This window comes from Klebsiella sp. C239 (genome assembly GCF_048822715.1).
Classification (GTDB): Bacteria; Pseudomonadota; Gammaproteobacteria; order Enterobacterales; family Enterobacteriaceae; genus Klebsiella; species Klebsiella quasipneumoniae.
In genome coordinates this window covers 482,835-501,773 of record NZ_JBMEZK010000002.1, presented here as the reverse complement: position 1 = coordinate 501,773, position 18,939 = coordinate 482,835, and the positions used below count along the sequence as shown (strand labels likewise).

The following is an 18,939-nucleotide window of genomic DNA, read 5'->3' as shown; positions in this document are numbered from 1 at the left end:
AATGGCTTTAGTCGGTCAAGAAATTAAAAACCTAATTGGGGGTATAAGCCAACAACCAGATAATCTTAGATTTCCAGAACAATGTGAAGAACAGATTAATGGATTTAGTTCAGAAACTGATGGACTACAAAAACGCCCACCTTCAAAGTTTATAAAGTGTATGGCTGCACAAGGAACATATGGTTCTAAGCCATTGGTTCACTTTATTAATCGTGATGCTACTGAACAATATTATGTGGTTTTTACTGGTAATAATATTTACACAGTAGATTTAGCTGGTAATCAACGAACTGTCAGTGGTGATAAATCATATGTAACAACTTCAAATCCTCGTGATGATTTACGTTGTATTACAATTGCTGATTACACATTCATTATCAATAAAAAGAAAGTAATACAGTCGGGTGGTGGAACTACTCAAGCTTTTGATAGTGATAGACATGCAATCATTAACGTTCGCGGTGGTCAATATGGACGTACACTCAAAGTTTGCCTAAATGATGTTTGGACAGATGATTACACATTACCGAATGGTTCAGCAGCAGACGATGTGAAAGCATGTGATGCACAAGCAATTGTTGCACAATTAGCAATCAAATTACGAGCTAAATTTCCTTCGTGGGCCTTCAACGAAGGTGAAGGTTTTATTGAAATCGTGGCTCCAAGCAATGCTACTATAACAATGGTATCTACACGCGATGGTTATAATAATGATTTAATCAATCCAGTTTGGAAACAAGTGTCACAAGTAAGTAAACTACCATTGGTTGCCCCAGATAATTACGTAGTGAAAATTAATGGTGTAAGTAATTCCACCAGTGATGATTACTATGTTCAGTTTAATAGAGCTAACCGTGTTTGGAAAGAATGTCCAAAACCGGGGATTACTGCTGGTCTTAATGGTGCTACCATGCCATATGTATTGATTCGCCAAGCTGATGGTAGTTTTACATTTCAACAATTTTCATGGGGAACACGTAAAGCCGGTGATACGGATACTAACCCTGATCCATCTTTTGTTGGTTCTACAATAAATGATGTGTTTTTCTTTAGTAACAGACTTGGATTTTTAAGTGGTGAAAACGTAATACTATCTCGTCCTGCAAAGTATGGTGATTTTTATGTTCCTTCAGTTTCTGTGTCCAGTGATGATGATCCAATTGATATTGCAACATCAGATAATAGAATTAACATTCTTAAATTTGCTGTTCCCTTTAGTGAGCAATTACTATTGTGGAGTAATGATAGTCAGTTTATTCTTAGTAAATCAGGAACCCTAACTACAAAAAATATTAACTTAGACTTAACGACTAACTTTAGTGTTAGTGATTATGCAAGACCTTTTGGATTGGGTCGTGGTGTTTACTTCTGTTCACCTCGTTCATCATTCAGTTCTATTAATAGATTCTATGCAGTCCAAGATGTTACATCAGTTAACAACTCTGATGATATATCTGCTCATGTCCCAAACTATATCCCAAATGGAGTTTTTAATGTAACAGGTAGTAACACTGAAAACTTTGTTACAATTCTTACAGAAGGTGCAAGGAATAAGATCTTTATCTATAAGTTTCTTTATATTCAGGAGCAAATTAGACAACAAAGTTGGTCTTCGTGGGAATTCCCATCTGATTTTCACATTTTAGCTTGTAACTGTATTAATAGTAAAATGTTCTTACTATATGAAGCTACTGGTGGTATTTGCTTAGAATCAATTGATTTTACACAAAACACAGTTGATATATCTGGTGAACCATATCGTCTTTATATTGATGCTAAAACTAAGTTTACACCAACTGCTGCAATGTATGACCAATACACCGATACAACAAACTTTAGTCTAATTGTTAACTATGGGTTGAATGGATCAATTGGTCCTCAAACTGATTATTCGGTTATATTGAGTGATGGTTTTGTCTATGTTTTTGAACAACCAGCTGAAGGTTGGAATGCTAATAATATAAAACTATCTTTAGCTGGTAACTTAACTGGTAAGACCATTTTCATCGGTAGGAATATTAACTTCCTTTATACATTCAGTAAATTGTTAATCAAGAATACAGCAGATGATGGAACTACATCAACTGAAAGCTCTGGTAGATTACAGCTTAAGAGAACGTATCTTAACTATAAAGATACCGGGGCGATGGACTTGATAGTTGATAATGGGTCAACCTCATATGTATACAATCAAGCCGGAGCGTTAATAGGGACTGAACAATTGAGGACTAACAGAGTTAATATTCAAACTGGTCAAGTAAGATTCCCAACTACTGGTAATGCAAAAAACATTACTATAAGTATATTCAGTGCTCATCCAACACCAATATCAATTGTTGGTTGTGGTTGGGAAGGAACTTATATTCGTAGAACAAATGGCATTTAATTAATTAACCCATATTCACTTAATTGTGAGTATGGGTTTTTTTTGTAGCCTATAAGGAAGAATATTTTAATTAAAGGAAAAACAACATGAAACTAATTAATACCACAGTAGAACACATCGATGTAGTAGTTAAAAATATATCAGAAGAAGATTTCAATGAATATATTGCTTATAAAAAGTATATTATCGGTAATGAGGATATACAATTATACGACCATCTAGTATTGGCATTAAGTCAATATCAACTATTAACACTAATACATAGTGATATAGTTATTGGAATTGGTGGTGATATCAATGGCAATTCTTGGTTTTTAGTTACAAAAGAACTTGCTACTCTTTCCAAAGAAGAGAAAAAAGAATTTTTTATAACAATGAATCAACATAAAGAAAAAGTTTTAGATGAATCTGGCCTCATCTGGAATTATGTATGGGAAGGAAATATAACTCACATTGAATTTCTTAGGAGATTGGGTGCTGTCTTTCCACTAAATATCCCAAATGTGCCAGAACAATTTAAATATTTTGAAATTCGGAGGAATTAATTATGTGTGGACCAATCGCAGTAGCCGCAGTAATGGCAGGTGCCTCAGCTACTCAATCTGCAATGTCTGCAAAAAATGCAGCTAAGGCAGAAGGTAATCGTGCCGATGCAGCACGCTTACAAGCACAAGAGTATGTTAAAGCTAATAACATTACTCAAGCAAATTTAAACTTATCTAATAGAGATGCATATGAAAATGCGGTATCTAAAATGACCGCAGCTAATATGCAAGGCATCCAAAATATGGGTGCATTGAATACAGCAATAGCTGAGTCTGGTATTAAAGGTAATAGCATTAATAGACTAAGACGTTCGCAAGAAGCATCTAACAGTGCAGAACAACTTTCTATTACTAATGAATACAAACGAAACTATGCTGAGATATTCGGTAAACAATTAGAAAGTCAACAGAATACAATATCGGCAGTAAGTGGGCTAGATCAGGACGCTCATAAAACGAGCGGTTTACAGCAAGCTTTAGGGATAACTATGGCAGGTGCACAAGGTGCAGCTCAAGGTTATTCAATGGGGTCTGCAATGTCTGGTGCAATGTCTGGTGGTGCATCTTCTGCTGGAGCTAGTGCAGGAACATCTGCTGGAGCTAGTGCCGCATCAACTTCAACTGGAACTGCTATCCAAAATTACGGATATAGTAACGCGGGACAACTATCAACAAACTTTTCAACTTACACTAGATAAGGAGTGAACCAATGGCTAAGAATACCATAGGTCAAACTATAAATAATTTCCAACAAACTAATATGGCTGTAGGTGGTTCTTCGACTGTTGGGACAAACTTTTCATATACACCTACTCGAATTAGAACACCTTACAATGATGATTCAGCATCTAAAATGTTAGGTTCTCTAATGGACTTTGCCAAAACAGGAACAGTCTTAATTCAAGAATATGACAAATAGAAGAAACAAGATGCTGATGAAAGAAGTAATCAGATTTTACAATCATTGAGTCCTGAACAACGTGCAGCAGCATTAAAAAATGGAACATTACTATATCAAGATGATCCATATACAATGAATGCACTAAAACGTAAAGTTGCTCAAAACGCAACTGTAATGGCTGATAGTCAAATTCTTGATGGTATTAATAAAGGCCAATTCAACTCTACTAAAGAACTAGATGATTACATTTATACACAACGTGCACAAGCCGCAAAAGATGCTGCTGAATTGAACGGTTTTGATTTTAATGATTCGGAGTTTCAATATGGATTTTCTTCCAATGCTGATGAAAGAAATATGAAACTCCAAGAGGGTTATGCTCAATGGCAATCTGGGCAGATTCAAAAGACTAAAGCACTTCATGATTCTGCATCAATTAATGGTATTGTTAGTGTAGTTCCACAATCTGATCCTAATATCAGTGCTCAACAGTTGCATGGGTATATTATGACATCTGGTGGTTCCGACGATGATAAAGTTAATCTTTTAAATCAAACCATGAAAAATCTATCCGGTGTTAGTGGTGGTGCACAAGTAATACAATCTCTTCGTAGTATGGACTTTAATCTTTATGGTCAAAGAACTACTATCGATGGATTATATGGTAAAACAGGTGCTGAGAAGTTGATTAGTGATGCAGGTGCATCTAATTATTCTTCTGATCGTGCTGCTCGTGACTCGTTCAATGATCGTCTTGCTACTGGTATGTCATCCAATGATCCAACAGTTGCGTTGCAAGTTTATCAGGACTTGTCATCTGAACTTGATCGTACACAACCCGGTCAATATGATACACCACAACGTCAAGCTCTAGCTAATTACAAAGAATCTATTGCTCGTAAACAAGCTGCTTTGGCACAGCAAACACAAGAGTTAACTACTAAGCAAGCTCAAAAGGACAACCGTGCTGATGTATTGTATCAACAATATGTCCATGCCGCTCAAGGTGATACTAATGCAGTAACTGATTTTAATGCTCAAACAACTAATGAATCATCGGGTAACTATACAGCAGAAGATTCTATTAACGCAGGTAGACGCTATTATGAACACGTTATGGGTAGTAAAGATTTAACTCCAGAACAAAAATCAACTGCCATTAGTAACCTATCTTTGAATACACCTAAAGATCAAGGTATCAACGTTATATTGAAGAACAAGATTGGACAAGCTAATAATGAGTTAATGTCTGCTGCTTTACAAGGTAAATTAGATTTTAGTAAAACACCTAATACTAATAACCTTATTCAATTGTATAGATCTAATCCAGCGGCTTTAGCCAATATAATGTCTACTGATCCATCTTATGCAGATTCCTATGCAACTATAGCATCTATTGTTGGTTTTTCAGATAACGGTATAGACCCAACTATATTACTAACTGGAAAACAAAAGATCGCTAGTATGTCAGATATTCAAAAGAATGATCTACGAACTAATGGTAATAAGTTTATTACTAAAACTTCTACTGATAGTAGATTTAGTGGTATGGGTGGATTACCTATGCAGATAGCAGGAAGTATTTTCAATAACGTTTATGCTTCAACTGGTGATATTGATACAGCTACTAATATGGCTCGTAGTTTCTTAGTTAATAACGTAACTGATATTTCTAAAGGTGGTGATTACACTGGTCAAGTATTGAAGTCTTCTCTTCAAGTTTCATCTGATGTTAAGTCAGTTGAAATTGGTCGTGGAATTTTACAAGATAAAGTTAATGACCTTGTAACACAATATCCCGGACTAAAAGGTAAACTTACAGTTTCTACTGATAGTGATGGTTCTATTATCATTCAAGATCCTTCTACCGCTTTAAAAGCATATACAGGACAACCATATATTAGAATATCTCGTTATGATTTAGTTAGTGAATACAATGAACGTAACAAAGCCAGTTATGCTAAAGAACAACAAGCTGTTACTGCTGAAGAGAATCGTATTAGATCCAATCAAGGAAAATACAATCCTACTAAACCAACTGGTAATGGAAACGTTACAAGTATGGAAGATGCTTATAATCAAGCATCAACTAAAAAATCTAAGCCTAGTAAATTAGAAGAGGCTAATAACCAACTTCAAGGTTTAACTAATCCAAGAGGTAAATAAAACAAAAGGTATTGCTCATAATGGGTAATACCTTCTTATAATTAATTTAATAAAAGGGGTCATTAAATGGCGACTAACAATAAAAAAATAAATCCTTATCAAGACCAAATCAACGCAGCAGCAGCAAAATATAATATCGATTCTGGTTTTTTAACTCGTCTACTCGAAGTTGAAAGTGGATTTAATCCAAATGCACAATCTAAAACTGGACCACGTGGTATCGCTCAGTTTACGAAAGCGACCGGTGCTAAGTATGGTCTAGTAAAAGACTCAGACTTTTACGATCCAGATAAATCAATTAATGCTGCTGCTGCTCATGTTAGTGATTTACTTAAAACTAATAACCAAGATTATGTTCGTACAGCTTTAGCTTACAACCAAGGTGAAGGGACTGCTGGTAGACCACAACTAGTAGCATATGATTCCGGTGACTTCACTATGATTTCTAATGAAGGCCAAAACTATATCAAGAAGTTTCGTGATTGGGATAATGGTTCAAATGCTCAAAGAACACAATACTTAATTAATGATAATAACATTCAATATAAATCCCAGCAAAGTTTCCCATCTGCTAATGGTTCTACTACAACATTCGAAGGAACAACTAAAGCAGAGATTAAATCAAATCCTGATAACTTTCCTACTCCTGTTACAATGGATATCAATGGCGGAGCACCAGTTCAAGTTCCTTCTATTGGTAATAACTATGAAGCGGATATGTTTACTCAAACAGGTAGAAATGTTGAAGACAACGAAGATCCTACATTAACACAACGTGCCAGTGACTTTGGTTCAACCGTTTCTGATTATGCACAAAAATCTGTTGGTTATGGCGTTTATCGTTCTATTCAATATGGTCCACAGAATGTAACGGCTGATAGATTCCGTTCAATAGAAACTAACCAATATGCTCCAGATGATGATGATTTTAAATACGCTCGTGATAATGGAGTGATGGCTAGTAACTACGGAATGATTGAGGGTGCTAGTTCGAAAGAAAACTGGAAATTCCTTGTTGATGAAGTTAAACGTACGCAAGGATTACAAGCAAGTATCGACGCCAGTGATTCTACTTCTGGTAAAATAGTTGGTTTCGTTGCTGATATCGCATTAGATCCAACTTCATATATTCCATTCATGGGTGGTTCGATGCGTGGCGTTAAACTTGGTAACGCTATGCTTACTCGTGCTGGACAAGGTGTTGTAGCTGCAAACTCTTCAGCTTTCATGCATCAACAATTTAGCGGTGAACAAGCAGATTATGCAACTGCAACTGTATTTGGTGCTTTTTTGGGTTCCGGTTTTGGTGCTGTTGAAAGTCGTGGTGCTCGTAACCTTTTTAAACGTGGTGGAAACACAGCTAATGAAGCTGTTCCTACTAGTATTCCTCATGCATCACAAGAAGCAGCAGATAATTTTAGTTCCAATGCTCAAACTATTAGTCAACGTATCGAAGCTCGTGAATCAGCCGATACGCTAAATGGTGTGCATCTAGAGCGTGTTATGCCAGATCCTAATACCAAACCTGATTTTGTCAGTGATGGTAATCTGTTCTGGAACCATCCACATGATCCTAATGCTGTAGTTATGGCTGATGGTTCTGTTATTGAAGGTGGTAACATGCTTAACCCTAAAACTATGATGAATGTTAGAGAGTTGATGAATGGTAATATACCAGCAGGACAAGTTGGTGGTGATGTTGCTAACGCATTTGAACGTGCTGCTAATGAAGCTGTTCCTGATAATATTGGTTCCAGTAAAGTAGCGACTAATTCCTCTGATAGTATCATGCCTGAACAATCTACAACTAAAACTTCTGATAGTGGTGATATTGTAAGTAATGCAGTTGAAGGTAAAGATGCCAGTGGTAAATCAATTAATGCTACTCAAGAAACTACACAACCTAAAGCAACTGATGAGGCTAGTGTAACTCCACCATCTAATTCTGCTGATGAGTTAGTTAAAGATGCTAGTAGTAAATCAACTAAATCATTCCATTTAAATTTAGGTAGTTTTACTGAGATTGGTAACAGAATGATTGGTAGTGATGATGATGCGGTTCGTGGACTTGGTGCAATGTTTTTCCGTCCAACTATGGATCGTAATGGTTCACGTGGTCTTGCTGAAACTACATCATCCGATATTATCCAACGAATGAAAGGTGTTGATAATCTTTGGTATAGTAAGTTTTCTGATTTAAAATCTAAAGCATTAAATGATATTAAGTATTCTACTTTAACTCGTTCCGAACGTGAACTTCAACTTAATAGAAATGTTGTCGAAGCAGTAGAGGATATAAGTGGTTCTAAGTTGAATTCTTTGTCTAAAGATGAAAGAAATCTTGCTGAACATATTCGTAATAACTTTATTGCTAAAGAAGACTATGCTGTTAATCCAGCACAGTTGGGTAACTATAATGCTGTTCCTGTTATGGATAGATCATTCAAGTCTGGTAACTATGTTCCTCGTTATTATAACCAACATAGTATTATGGAATTGAAAGATAAACTACTTAACATGGGTATTAAGCAAGAAGACGTAGCAGTAGTTGCTAAAGATATGGTTAAGAAGAGTTTCAAGCAAGCTTATCTTAAAAATGCTGATGAAGCTGCTGAACTCAATAGTCGCATTATTCGTAAGTTATATGGTAAGAAGGGCAAAATGTTAGAACGTCCTGATATTAACGATTTCCCAACACGTGATGAATATAATGTAGCTAAGAAAGCTTTTGATGAACAACAAGCAGCATTACACAATGCAGTTGAAGAACATATTGAAAAGTTATCTTATGGTATTGTTAATGGGGGCGAAGATAATATTGGTGGAATTGTTGCTAACTTATATGGACATGGTGATGGTGCAGTAACTAAAAATGCTGCTGACTTTCTTAAAGAACGTTCGCCTCTATCAACTGATGAAGTTGTTCGTTTACCAGATGGTTCTGCTTTTAGTGTTAACGATATTCGTGATTTTGATTTACATACTATTATTCCTTCATACAACTCTAATATGAATCATAAACTAGCTACTCATGGTGTTGGATTTACTGATGATGAGTTAAGAGACTTTGTTAATACTAACATGCAAAGACTTATGAAAGAAGGTAAGAAACGTGATTCAGAAGCATTAGAGAATGGTTACAAAATCATTACTGGTCAAAATCGAAGAGACACAATGGAAGGTGTTTTAGATAACTTTATGTCTGCTGCTCAAACAGCTACATTTGGTTCTCGTAACACATACTTTGGTGCAATGACTGCTACTGAAATTAACAATATGCTAGCTCAAGGTTCTTGGAGGGCTATGCTAGACAATATTCCAATTTTACGTGATGCATTTGCATATAACACAAAAGCTGGGCGTGAAACATTGGAAGAGTTGCACAACTTAACATTTGGTTCGTATCTAGATGATTCAATCCGACCTCGTTATAAAGATCGTGTTGCTGCTATCAATGCTAATCCGAATGCTGCTGAGTCCCAAATTCTTGTAAAATCAGCAGCGGGAGCAAGAACAGCGGCTGATGTATATGCTCATTATAATCCGTTTACATATATACTACGTGAAACTACCAATGGTGTTATTAACACTGCTCGTAAAACACTCGTTAGTGATATTGTAAGAAACGTATTTGATGGTGCAGGTATGCCACGCTATCTACGTAACGAAGCAAAGTTGAATGGTTTATCTATAACAGAAAAGCAAATGGATGAAGTAAGAGATTTGATTAAAGACCATATTGAATTTAAAGGTAAAGGGAACTATACACTTAAAGATCAAAAAGCGTGGGTATCAGATCCCCGTACAGCTATTCTGTTTAGACTTGCTGATAATTACGCTGATAAAGTTATTTTACGTCCTGAGACTATTAGTAGTGCTCAAACTAAGTTGTTCCCTCGTTCATTGAATATGTTAACTCAGTTTAAAATGTTTTCTGTACGTTCTATCAACGGTCGTATGATGAGTATGTTAGGTGATACACGTTTCAATCAACAATATCTAGATAATGCGATGGAGTTAACTTTAGGTTTCTTAACTGCTGGACTAGGTTATATGGGACAAACATATGGTCAATCATATGCTCTACCTCCTGAAAAACGTGATGAGTATTTGGCTAAAGCCTTAGATAATAATAACTTCATCTGGAATGTTATGTCCCGTAGTTCAGTAATTGGTGGTCCAATCGGTCTAGCTTCTACTGCTTATACTATCGTTACGGGTGAAGGTCCGGGGCAATATCTACGCTCTACTGTAACCCCAAGTATTAACGATAAAGATGATAGTAGTATATTTAAAGGTCAAACTAGCCAGAATCCATCATTCACTGGTGCTTTTGGTCGCTTAGTCCAACAAATGCCACCTTTATCTTATACCGTTAATCTATTGTCGGCTCCGTATTATACAAGTCGTATGTTAATGAGTGATGAGTATAGTTACGATAAATCTGATTATGCTACTGCTGCGTTTAATAACTGGCGTGGGATATTACCAAATAACCCACTAACTTATGCATTTCTTGATCAAGTATTCAGAACACAAGGACTAGATACAGATTACTTACGTAATCACTAATAATAAAAAACAAAGATAACTTTAGGAGGGTTAGCAAAGGAAGCTAACCCACTATTAATTAAATGGAGATTTTCTAAATGGCATATATTACAAATATATCAACTGTCATTACATATGCACTCGATGGTTCAACCAAAAACTTTACAATTCCGTTCGAGTATCTATCACGTAGTTTTATCGTGGTAACATTAATTGGTGTAGATCGTAAAGTATTGACTTACGTTACTGATTACACTTTTAACTCAAGTTCAGTTATTACAACTAATAAAGCATGGGGTGTTTCGGATGGCTATACAACTATAGAAATTCGTCGCCAAACGTCTGCTACAGAACGTATCGTGGACTTCCAGAACGGCTCTGTTCTTCGTGCTAATGACCTTAACACTGCACAGATTCAAGCTATCCATGTTGCTCAAGAAGCACGTGACTTAGTGTCAGATACTATTGGTGCTGATGCTGACGGTAACTTAGATGCTCGTGGGCGTCGTATTGTTAATCTTGGTGATGCAGTAAATGAGTCTGACGCTATAACTCTTCGTCAAGAAAAGGCATGGGGTCAGTCTGCCCTTAACCAAGCAAACGCATCTGCTACTAGTGCTGCTGCGGCTAAAGTTTCTGAAACGAATGCTAAGACTTCAGAGACCAATGCTAAAGCATCAGAGAACGCTGCTAAAGCCTCTCAGACAGCCGCTAAGACTTCAGAGACCAATGCTAAGACCAGTGAAACTAATGCTGCTGCAAGTGCTGCTACGTCCACTACAAACGCTAATCAGACAGCACAAGACCGTACAGCAGTAGCTGCTGATAAAGTGAATGTCCAAGATAATCGCGATTATGTTCAAAGTGTACGAGATGAGATGATAACAATCGCAGGTGGACCAGTAATGGTAGGGACTAATAACCTATCTGAAATTACTAATCCGACTACTGCTCGTAACAATATTGGAGCATTTGCTACATCAGGTGGAACCATTACTGGTGCAGTAACAATTAACAATGGTAGTTTAAACGTTGGTCTTTCTACACAGACTACAACAGTTAAATTATCGGCTTCATCTCAATTACGTGATAACGGAATTGGTGCATTAATCATTACTTCTAACTCAAGTGGTTTTAGTGGCACTGCTAAGGGGATTTATCTACGTCCATTGGGTGATACAGTTTCATCTATTCAACTTTTAGGTAGCGATACCGGATTCTATTTTACTGGTAACGTAACTATAAATGGTAACTCTACTGTTACGGGGTCTTCTACTTTACAGGGTGCAACAACTATTACTGGTTCTCTTACTAATACATCACAAGCGTTTTTAGAAAAGACTGGTTTTTATACTACTGGTTCTAATAGATCTACTAATGGTGTGAGAATTAGAGGTAATAGTGATTTATATGCTGATTTGTTTCACTATGAAAGAGTTGGTCAAGAACACTTTTTTGGCGTCCATGTAGCTAATGGTGGTGGTGATTCATATTATGAATTCTCTAATGGTGGTGAATTTAGAAGCAACTCTATTAGAATGGGTGGTTCAGGTGGACAAGGTTTTATTGATTCATTCGGTAATATAAGGTCTTCAAAGTGGGGTAATCGCTGGTTAGACTCAGTAATACTCGATCCGGGAACAGATATCGGAACTGTAATGATGTGCCGTTGGACTGGTTCTGGTTCTGTTGGATATGGTGGAACTGTTGCAGGATCTACACTAGTTCCAGCAAATGCTGAGGGTGCAAGCGGTAGTAATGGAACACTAAGTGGAACATGGCGTTGCATGGGCTTTGCTCAAACTACTAACGATGGTCATAGAACAACGTTGTGGCGTCGTATTAGTTAATAAAAAATAAATCAAATACAGGGGATATCATATCCCCTTTTTTATAAGGATAAAATATATGAGTGCATTCGATATAAACTCATTCGAGGATATGCTTCTATCTATTAAGTCTGAAACAGCTAATATGTTGTTAGCAGATTTACTAGATGAGGAAAAACGTACACCTCAATTGTATAACGCAATTATCAAATTCCTAGAAATGAATAAAGAACATATAACAAAGTATATGAATGAAGACTTAGAAGTAACTGATGAAATGGAAAGTATATTAAATTCTATTCCAGATTTGCCAGAAGTCCAAAATGTCTATCATATGAAAGGAGCATAAAAATGGAAGGATTTTCTTTCAGTGCTCTCTTTATATTTGTTTTAAAGTTAATAATTGTTCGTATTTTTTGGGCAGGAATATTGTGGTGTATAAGAACGATAAGGAAAAAACTTAAAAATAATAAAGTCACTAAAACTAACATGGAGGATAGTGAATATGATGGCAAAGGTTAAATTTCTAATCTTAGATATAATTCTCGTAATTTTGTTAACAGTTGGTGCTTATAACTTTGGACATAGTAGAGGTGTTGATGATCAACTTCTAGTTTCACAAAATGAAATCACCACTATGAAACTTAATTACCAAAAAGAAATAAATCAACTCAAAGAGGATAAACAAAATGATGTTAATCAAATTAAAAAAGATTATCAAGCAAAATTGGACGACTTGCAAGGTATTACTGATGGCGTTATTGATAGTATTAATAACGACAATAAGCGGTTGCAACTCAAGGTCAAACGTTGCTCCAGTCCAGAAACCGGAAGTAATAACAGTTCAACTACCGGACAATCTGATGCAACAGCCGAGCTTTCAGAAGGATCTAGTCGGTTTCTTGTCGGACAATCAATAAAAGCAGATGAGTGGATTAAACACTTACAGCAACTCGTTTTAAAGCTAAATGAGGAAAATAAAGAATTAAAGAATAAAAAATAAAAAGGATTTTATATGGCAACAACACAACCAAAATGAAAAGCCTCTAAACAACAACAGCAGATTAAAGAGTTAAAAGGTTCTTTCGTAAAGTTTCTATACGTTCTCTGGAATCAATTAAAATTACCCCAACCAACACGTATTCAAATAGACATTGCTCAAAGTCTTGAAGCATGTGGTAAAGATGAACGATATATCATTCAAGCTTTCCGTGGTATCGGTAAATCATTTGTTACTTGTGCTTTCGTAGTATGGAAACTATGGAATAACCCCGATTTAAAAATTATGATTGTTTCTGCAAGTAAAGATAGAGCTGATGCGAACAGTGTTTTTATTAAACAGATTATTGAACTACTACCTTTCTTACATGAATTAAAAGCTGATAGTTCCAAAGGACAGCGTGATAGTAAGTTGATATTTGATGTAGGTCCAGCTAAACCTGATGCTTCACCTTCTGTTAAGTCAGTAGGTATCACTGGTCAATTAACTGGTTCTCGTGCTGATATTCTAATCGCTGATGACGTTGAAGTTCCTAATAACAGTGGAACATCTACTACAAGAGAAAAACTTTGGGAAAGTGTAAAAGAATTCGATAGTATTCTAAAACCGGGTGGAATGATTATCTACCTTGGAACACCACAATCAGAAATGACTCTTTATAAGGAATTAGAAAATCGTGGATATCATACTAACATTTGGCCTTGTCGTTATCCTCGTAACTATCAAGAGTTAGAGCAATATGGTGATAGGATTGCTTCTATCATCCGTAATGATATGGAAGAACAAGGCCATGAGGCTCTATTCTGGCTACCAACTGATCCTGTACGTTTTGATAATGAAGACTTAGTTAAACGTGAAATCTCGTATGGTAAAGCTGGCTTTGCTATGCAGTTCATGCTTAACCCTAACTTATCCGATGAAGCTAAGTATCCTCTTAAACTTAAAAACCTTATTATTGCTGACGTAGAACGTGATAAATCACCTCTTACTTGGAAATGGCTTCCTAATCCAGATAAAGTAATGAAAGATTTGCCAATGGTAGGACTGAAAGGTGATAACTACTATTTGTATGCTGGTAGTAGTGAACAATTCCATGAGTATACTTCTAGAATTTTAGTCATTGACCCATCAGGGCGTGGTAAAGATACAACTGCTTATGCCGTATTGTATTGGAACAATGGATATATATATTTGATGGATATCGGAGGGTTTAATGATGGATACGGTGATTCTACTCTTGATAGTCTTGCTAACATAGCTAAACAACATAAAGTTAATAAGATTTGTATAGAAAGTAACTTTGGTGATGGTATGTTTAATAAACTACTCATGCCAGTAGTGAATAAAATCCATGCCACTGAATTAGTAGAGATTCGTTCTAATAAGCAAAAAGAAGTTCGTATATGCGATACACTTGAACCTGTATTGGGTGCTCATAAACTAATTGCAACTCCTGAAGTTATTACTAAAGACTACCAATCATCCAAAGATAAAGATGGTAAGCATAGTATCATTCATTCTTTAATGTATCAGTTAACTCGTATAAGTAGGGATAAAGGTGCTCTGAAACATGATGACCGTTTAGACGTTCTTGCAATGGGTGTTGCACAGTTTACAGAAATGATGGCTATCGATGCTCAAGAGAATATGGATTACCTAATGGAAGAGTTTTTGATTGATCACTTAGAACGTAGTATGAAAACTACTCTAAGCACTGCTTATAAGTCAGTTGGTGGTGATATCACTATTTCTTGGGAAGATGACGATGACTGGTGTAACTCCAATATTCTGAACGGAAGAAATGACGACTGGGTGTAACTCTGGTTGTAAGTATAAACAAGGGGACACGAAGTGGACTCTGGTTGTAAGTCCATTAAGAATTAAAAGAGATCAATGGCGACGGCGAATGCCTCGCAACTCTGTTATTATATAGAAAATACATGACTTGAGAGGCGAATGCCTCTCAACTGGACTCAATTACTTTAAAGTATAAACAATAAATGGACTTACAACCAGCAACTACAATAATTCCAAAACCGACTCGTACAGGGAGATATTCAATCTCCTAACTCTTGCTATGGAGGTATATTATTATGAAAACTAAAATTTCTGATAACCTCAAAGGTGCTATTAAATTTGTTTACAGTAAAACCATTTCGGTATTAAAACTAAAAACTACTTGGGTATCCGTTGGTTCAGCAATCTCTTATTACATTAGTCATAAGAAAGATGAACTTGGTAACTCAGTCTTTGATGCAGGTGATGCCAACACTGTCGATATTATCTTACATGGCGTTGAGGTTGCTGTTTGTACAATCCTTGATGGTTGTAGTTAATCATTTTCCTTTTCTTAAATTCCTTATGTAAAAACCCATATTCACTTCATTGTGGGTATGGGTTTTTTTTAATAATCCACAACAACAAGAGATTACAACTATTATGATAACTTCAAAAACACTAAATTATTTCATTACTGAAAATGTATTAAACAACAGTAATGATAAACTTAAAATCAATAAAATTATTAATAGAAAAGATATACTCAACACTGATCAAAAGTGGAAGTGTATTAATTGCAATAAAGAAATATTCCATCCAGTTCAAGTATTACCCCTCATCCACTGTAGATGTGAGTATGAAGACTGGCAATTCAAAAATCAATCACTATACATCCAGAAAATATATAGAGATGAAAAACAACAAGAATTAGTAGCTATTAAAATAGGTATAACTAAACAAGACGGTAACGTAAGAAAAAACTTCACAGACTCTTTTAGTATCTATCACCATAAACTCTTCTTTGAAGTCCGTATGGAGTATGCCCTAGCAGCACGCATAGAACGACGTATAAAGAAAGAATTGCCAGTAGGGTATCTTTCTAAGGATGAGATGAAAGATGGCTACACAGAGTCGTGTAGCCCCTTATATTTGGATGATATGATGCGTATCTACGAAGAAGAAATAGCTACTACTACTCTACCTTTTTTGAGGGTGATGTGATGAATATATCGTTAAAAGTTGAGTGGTTTAACTTATCCATATATTCGCTTATGGCTTTAAGTTTTTCCTTGTAGATACTTTCATTTTCATCTAACGATATGTTCTGTGATGGTTGTGCTCTCTTTATTGTTGATGTTGTATCTATTACTATATCCCGATATTCCTTGACGCAATCAAGTAAGGTGATCGGATTGTATTCTTCCTTTATATCAAATCCCCATATATTAAGGTGCATATAATGACCAACTATTGTGTTTCGTATTTCGTTAATCTTAAGTATGGATTCATGTATGTTTTCAATTTTTTTTTCTATTTTCACACTATCTAGTATAATTAGTTTGTTCTTGTATAGTATGGTAATGTCGCTATTGATTCGTCCTATTTCAATTGCTATTTCTTGAATCTTATCAATTATCGATTCGCACTTCTTGAATCCTTTCTCATTAACTTTATTTCCTAACCATTTCTTAACTTGAAATGCTGAGTATATAGCCAAAACTAAAGCACAAACGGCAATAAGTGATGATAATCCTGGTGCAGTTACTCGTTTAATATCTTTATATAATAACCAGTTAAATCCTTCTGCTAGAAGAACTCCAGCCAATAACCACGCTATGTGAGAAGGTTGTAACTTATTCAATATTTCTTTTACTTTCTTTTTCATCATAACTTTACCAAAGGTTAATTTTTAACAACACGGAGAATATTACTATGGACAGTTTTAGACAACAACTAAAAGCAGGAACATACCAACGTTCCAGTAGTATCAAATCGAGTATCCATAAGTTCATTGGCAACTTCACGATAACTGATGAGGGTTACTGTGATTTCAACGATGTAGCGGATGAAAACTTCTTCCTTCTAAAAGCCTCCAGAAATCATTCTAAGAGGTGCAAAGGGGTGATGCGGTAAGTGTATCAGGTAGTGTAAGATAGTGGCTTACAAAGGGTTAGGGAAGGATTCAGTCTTGTGAATGTGATCAAGAAAGTGTGGCACCTCGCGAAACCATACATCTTCAAATACTATGTTGCTTTCTTTTGTGGCGGCCTCGCTTGGATGCTACTTGATGTATACGTTACTAAAGGGATTGACGCTTCTTTCGTTTCTGCTGTTATGGATTCAATCATGGCAGGAACTGCTATCTTGGCGGTATTAGCTGCAAGAAATTACTTAGCTCAATTTACTGCACAAGAAGGGTATAAACTTGCGATTCACTTTGTTAATTTTTCCTTTCATGAACTTCTATCACTATCAACTGAGTTAAAAGAATACAGCGTTTCTTTAGAAAACTATTATAAAGGTTTAGTTGATAAAGAAAAGACTACAGTGGACTTGAATGGTTTTACAAAATATCCTGAAACTTTTAAGGGTAAACTTCAAAAGATTAATGAGTGCAAAGCAGCATTAGATAAAGAATTGGCTTCAATTAAAACGTATGGCTTGCATCTTAATTTAGAGCGGTTTTTTTTGTATGAGCAAATTCCAGAATTTTTAAAACAATTAAACGATATATTTGATGATTTCACCGACCATAACAATTATTATATAGATGCACTTGATAGAGAACTCGACCTTGAAATGAGAAATCCATTTCCTAAACTTCCTATCAGTAGAGATAAATTTGCTAAAACAAATGATACCGCTTTAAATAATTTAGTTACTTACTCATTACGTATTAAATGCATATCTAAGGATATTAATTCATGCTGTGATGAATTCATTAGTAAGTCTGAAAAAATCACCAAAATCTTTGTAGTTTAATGAGGGGTCTATTGTGGATAAAGATATGATAATAGTTGTATCTTCTTTAATCGCAGTTAGCGGAGTGATTCTGTCTGCTTTTATTAATTTTTGGATAAATAGTATTAACCGTGATAAGTCTCGCAATGAATGGAAGCGTGATAAACTGTTATCTTTAACCAATGAATTTATAAAGATATTTTACAAAGATATTAAGTATGCTAAAGCTAATGGAGATGGTAGCGGAGTTAACAACGTACAGGATTATGTGCCAACGCTTTTCTCAAGTAGTGAACAGGCTATGTATCAACTATGTATGCTGTTAGATGTAGATGCCAGTAGAAAAGCTTATGAACATTATATTGGTATGAGGGTTGTAGCTTCAGATTTTGTGACTTCTCGTATACTCAAAATGCACTTAGGCGATTTTGAAGCACAGTTCGAAACAATGAAAAATAAAGAAGTTAGACTCTTTATTCAGTTCATTAGTAGTGAAATAAGTAAATTGAAATAGAGGGAGCAAGTTGAGTTATATTTTTGGCGAAAAATTTGAAACGTCTTCTAATAATTTGAGGGAAGTCGATTTTCCCCATTATCCCTTAAAAATCAGCCTCTTAATTATTTTTCTCACGGTCTCCAGCATTATTAGAAAAACTGATGATACCGATCTCATTTACACTTTGTAACGTACAGAAGAATTGATCTCAGTAGGGGAGGGGATAGTGTTTTTTATAGTTATCCTCACTATTTAACATAATCTTTGTTATCGGAACTGATATTAGAAAGATTGATAAATTATTGGTGGACTCAGTTTTGCTATT

16 protein-coding genes are annotated in these 18,939 nt (G+C 35.5%); 15 read left to right on the top strand and 1 reads right to left on the bottom strand.

Going from position 1 to position 18,939, the window contains the following annotated elements; all coding sequences use genetic code 11:
• Position 1 precedes the first annotated feature (1 nt).
• The 13 genes from ACOI6Z_RS07575 (at position 2) to ACOI6Z_RS07515 (ending at position 16,378) form a co-directional block, all read left to right on the top strand.
• On the top strand, positions 2-2,386 hold the full coding sequence (locus tag ACOI6Z_RS07575; protein WP_420687155.1) for a hypothetical protein: 2,385 nt from the start codon (positions 2-4) through the stop codon (positions 2,384-2,386).
• Positions 2,387-2,472: 86 nt separating this feature from the next.
• Positions 2,473-2,931, top strand: coding sequence for a phage protein Gp13 family protein (locus ACOI6Z_RS07570; protein ID WP_100663580.1), 459 nt, complete (start codon positions 2,473-2,475; stop codon positions 2,929-2,931).
• A gap of 2 nt (positions 2,932-2,933) precedes the next feature.
• Entirely contained in the window at positions 2,934-3,629 is a 696-nt protein-coding gene (locus tag ACOI6Z_RS07565; protein WP_139102938.1) for a virion core protein, T7 gp14 family, read from the top strand.
• 11 nt (positions 3,630-3,640) lie between these two features.
• On the top strand, positions 3,641-3,850 hold the full coding sequence (locus ACOI6Z_RS07560; RefSeq protein WP_420687152.1) for a hypothetical protein: 210 nt from the start codon (positions 3,641-3,643) through the stop codon (positions 3,848-3,850).
• Between the two features lie 45 nt (positions 3,851-3,895).
• A complete protein-coding gene (locus tag ACOI6Z_RS07555) occupies positions 3,896-5,998 on the top strand; it encodes a hypothetical protein (RefSeq protein ID WP_420687151.1) in 2,103 nt (700 codons plus the stop codon).
• A 66-nt stretch (positions 5,999-6,064) separates the two neighbouring features.
• Positions 6,065-10,570, top strand: coding sequence for a transglycosylase SLT domain-containing protein (locus tag ACOI6Z_RS07550; RefSeq protein WP_074424942.1), 4,506 nt, complete (start codon positions 6,065-6,067; stop codon positions 10,568-10,570).
• 77 nt (positions 10,571-10,647) lie between these two features.
• Positions 10,648-12,399 carry a phage tail fiber protein gene (locus ACOI6Z_RS07545; RefSeq protein ID WP_420687150.1) on the top strand — a complete coding sequence of 584 codons (1,752 nt, stop codon included), beginning with the start codon at positions 10,648-10,650 and terminating at the stop codon, positions 12,397-12,399.
• A 58-nt stretch (positions 12,400-12,457) separates the two neighbouring features.
• Positions 12,458-12,727 carry a hypothetical protein gene (locus ACOI6Z_RS07540; protein ID WP_065762112.1) on the top strand — a complete coding sequence of 90 codons (270 nt, stop codon included), beginning with the start codon at positions 12,458-12,460 and terminating at the stop codon, positions 12,725-12,727.
• 2 nt (positions 12,728-12,729) lie between these two features.
• A complete protein-coding gene (locus tag ACOI6Z_RS07535; protein WP_170347676.1) occupies positions 12,730-12,900 on the top strand; it encodes a hypothetical protein in 171 nt (56 codons plus the stop codon).
• The gene (locus tag ACOI6Z_RS07530; RefSeq protein ID WP_065762113.1) at positions 12,884-13,381 is read left to right on the top strand and encodes a lysis system i-spanin subunit Rz; all 498 of its coding nucleotides are present in this window, start codon (positions 12,884-12,886) and stop codon (positions 13,379-13,381) included. Before ACOI6Z_RS07535 ends, ACOI6Z_RS07530 begins: the two co-directional genes overlap by 17 nt.
• Before the next feature lie 60 nt (positions 13,382-13,441).
• Positions 13,442-15,196 carry a phage terminase large subunit gene (gene terL, locus ACOI6Z_RS07525; protein WP_420687204.1) on the top strand — a complete coding sequence of 585 codons (1,755 nt, stop codon included), beginning with the start codon at positions 13,442-13,444 and terminating at the stop codon, positions 15,194-15,196.
• A 275-nt stretch (positions 15,197-15,471) separates the two neighbouring features.
• Positions 15,472-15,714, top strand: coding sequence for a hypothetical protein (locus ACOI6Z_RS07520; RefSeq protein WP_149302024.1), 243 nt, complete (start codon positions 15,472-15,474; stop codon positions 15,712-15,714).
• 103 nt (positions 15,715-15,817) lie between these two features.
• Complete coding sequence (locus ACOI6Z_RS07515) at positions 15,818-16,378, top strand: hypothetical protein (protein WP_065762115.1); 561 nt, start codon at positions 15,818-15,820, stop codon at positions 16,376-16,378.
• Here ACOI6Z_RS07515 and ACOI6Z_RS07510 read toward each other — a convergent pair.
• Positions 16,350-17,045, bottom strand: coding sequence for a hypothetical protein (locus ACOI6Z_RS07510; RefSeq protein ID WP_139102941.1), 696 nt, complete (start codon positions 17,043-17,045; stop codon positions 16,350-16,352). The genes ACOI6Z_RS07515 and ACOI6Z_RS07510 overlap by 29 nt on opposite strands.
• A gap of 302 nt (positions 17,046-17,347) precedes the next feature.
• Here ACOI6Z_RS07510 and ACOI6Z_RS07505 point away from each other — a divergent pair, with 302 nt between their 5' ends.
• Both ACOI6Z_RS07505 and ACOI6Z_RS07500 read left to right on the top strand, forming a co-directional pair.
• The gene (locus ACOI6Z_RS07505) at positions 17,348-18,139 is read left to right on the top strand and encodes a hypothetical protein (protein WP_065762118.1); all 792 of its coding nucleotides are present in this window, start codon (positions 17,348-17,350) and stop codon (positions 18,137-18,139) included.
• Positions 18,140-18,152: 13 nt separating this feature from the next.
• On the top strand, positions 18,153-18,632 hold the full coding sequence (locus tag ACOI6Z_RS07500) for a hypothetical protein (protein WP_139102942.1): 480 nt from the start codon (positions 18,153-18,155) through the stop codon (positions 18,630-18,632).
• The last annotated feature ends 307 nt before the right edge of the window (positions 18,633-18,939 follow it).

What these genes read in the sequence shown, in the direction of transcription:
- ACOI6Z_RS07545 (WP_420687150.1), top strand. Translation starts at nt 10,648, where the DNA reads ATGGCATATATTACAAATATATCAACTGTCATTACATATGCACTCGAT.
- ACOI6Z_RS07510 (WP_139102941.1), bottom strand. Translation starts at nt 17,045, where the DNA reads ATGATGAAAAAGAAAGTAAAAGAAATATTGAATAAGTTACAACCTTCT.
- ACOI6Z_RS07550 (WP_074424942.1), top strand. Translation starts at nt 6,065, where the DNA reads ATGGCGACTAACAATAAAAAAATAAATCCTTATCAAGACCAAATCAAC.
- ACOI6Z_RS07565 (WP_139102938.1), top strand. Translation starts at nt 2,934, where the DNA reads ATGTGTGGACCAATCGCAGTAGCCGCAGTAATGGCAGGTGCCTCAGCT.
- ACOI6Z_RS07570 (WP_100663580.1), top strand. Translation starts at nt 2,473, where the DNA reads ATGAAACTAATTAATACCACAGTAGAACACATCGATGTAGTAGTTAAA.
- ACOI6Z_RS07530 (WP_065762113.1), top strand. Translation starts at nt 12,884, where the DNA reads ATGATGGCAAAGGTTAAATTTCTAATCTTAGATATAATTCTCGTAATT.
- ACOI6Z_RS07540 (WP_065762112.1), top strand. Translation starts at nt 12,458, where the DNA reads ATGAGTGCATTCGATATAAACTCATTCGAGGATATGCTTCTATCTATT.
- ACOI6Z_RS07520 (WP_149302024.1), top strand. Translation starts at nt 15,472, where the DNA reads ATGAAAACTAAAATTTCTGATAACCTCAAAGGTGCTATTAAATTTGTT.
- ACOI6Z_RS07535 (WP_170347676.1), top strand. Translation starts at nt 12,730, where the DNA reads ATGGAAGGATTTTCTTTCAGTGCTCTCTTTATATTTGTTTTAAAGTTA.
- ACOI6Z_RS07560 (WP_420687152.1), top strand. Translation starts at nt 3,641, where the DNA reads ATGGCTAAGAATACCATAGGTCAAACTATAAATAATTTCCAACAAACT.
- ACOI6Z_RS07515 (WP_065762115.1), top strand. Translation starts at nt 15,818, where the DNA reads ATGATAACTTCAAAAACACTAAATTATTTCATTACTGAAAATGTATTA.
- ACOI6Z_RS07575 (WP_420687155.1), top strand. Translation starts at nt 2, where the DNA reads ATGGCTTTAGTCGGTCAAGAAATTAAAAACCTAATTGGGGGTATAAGC.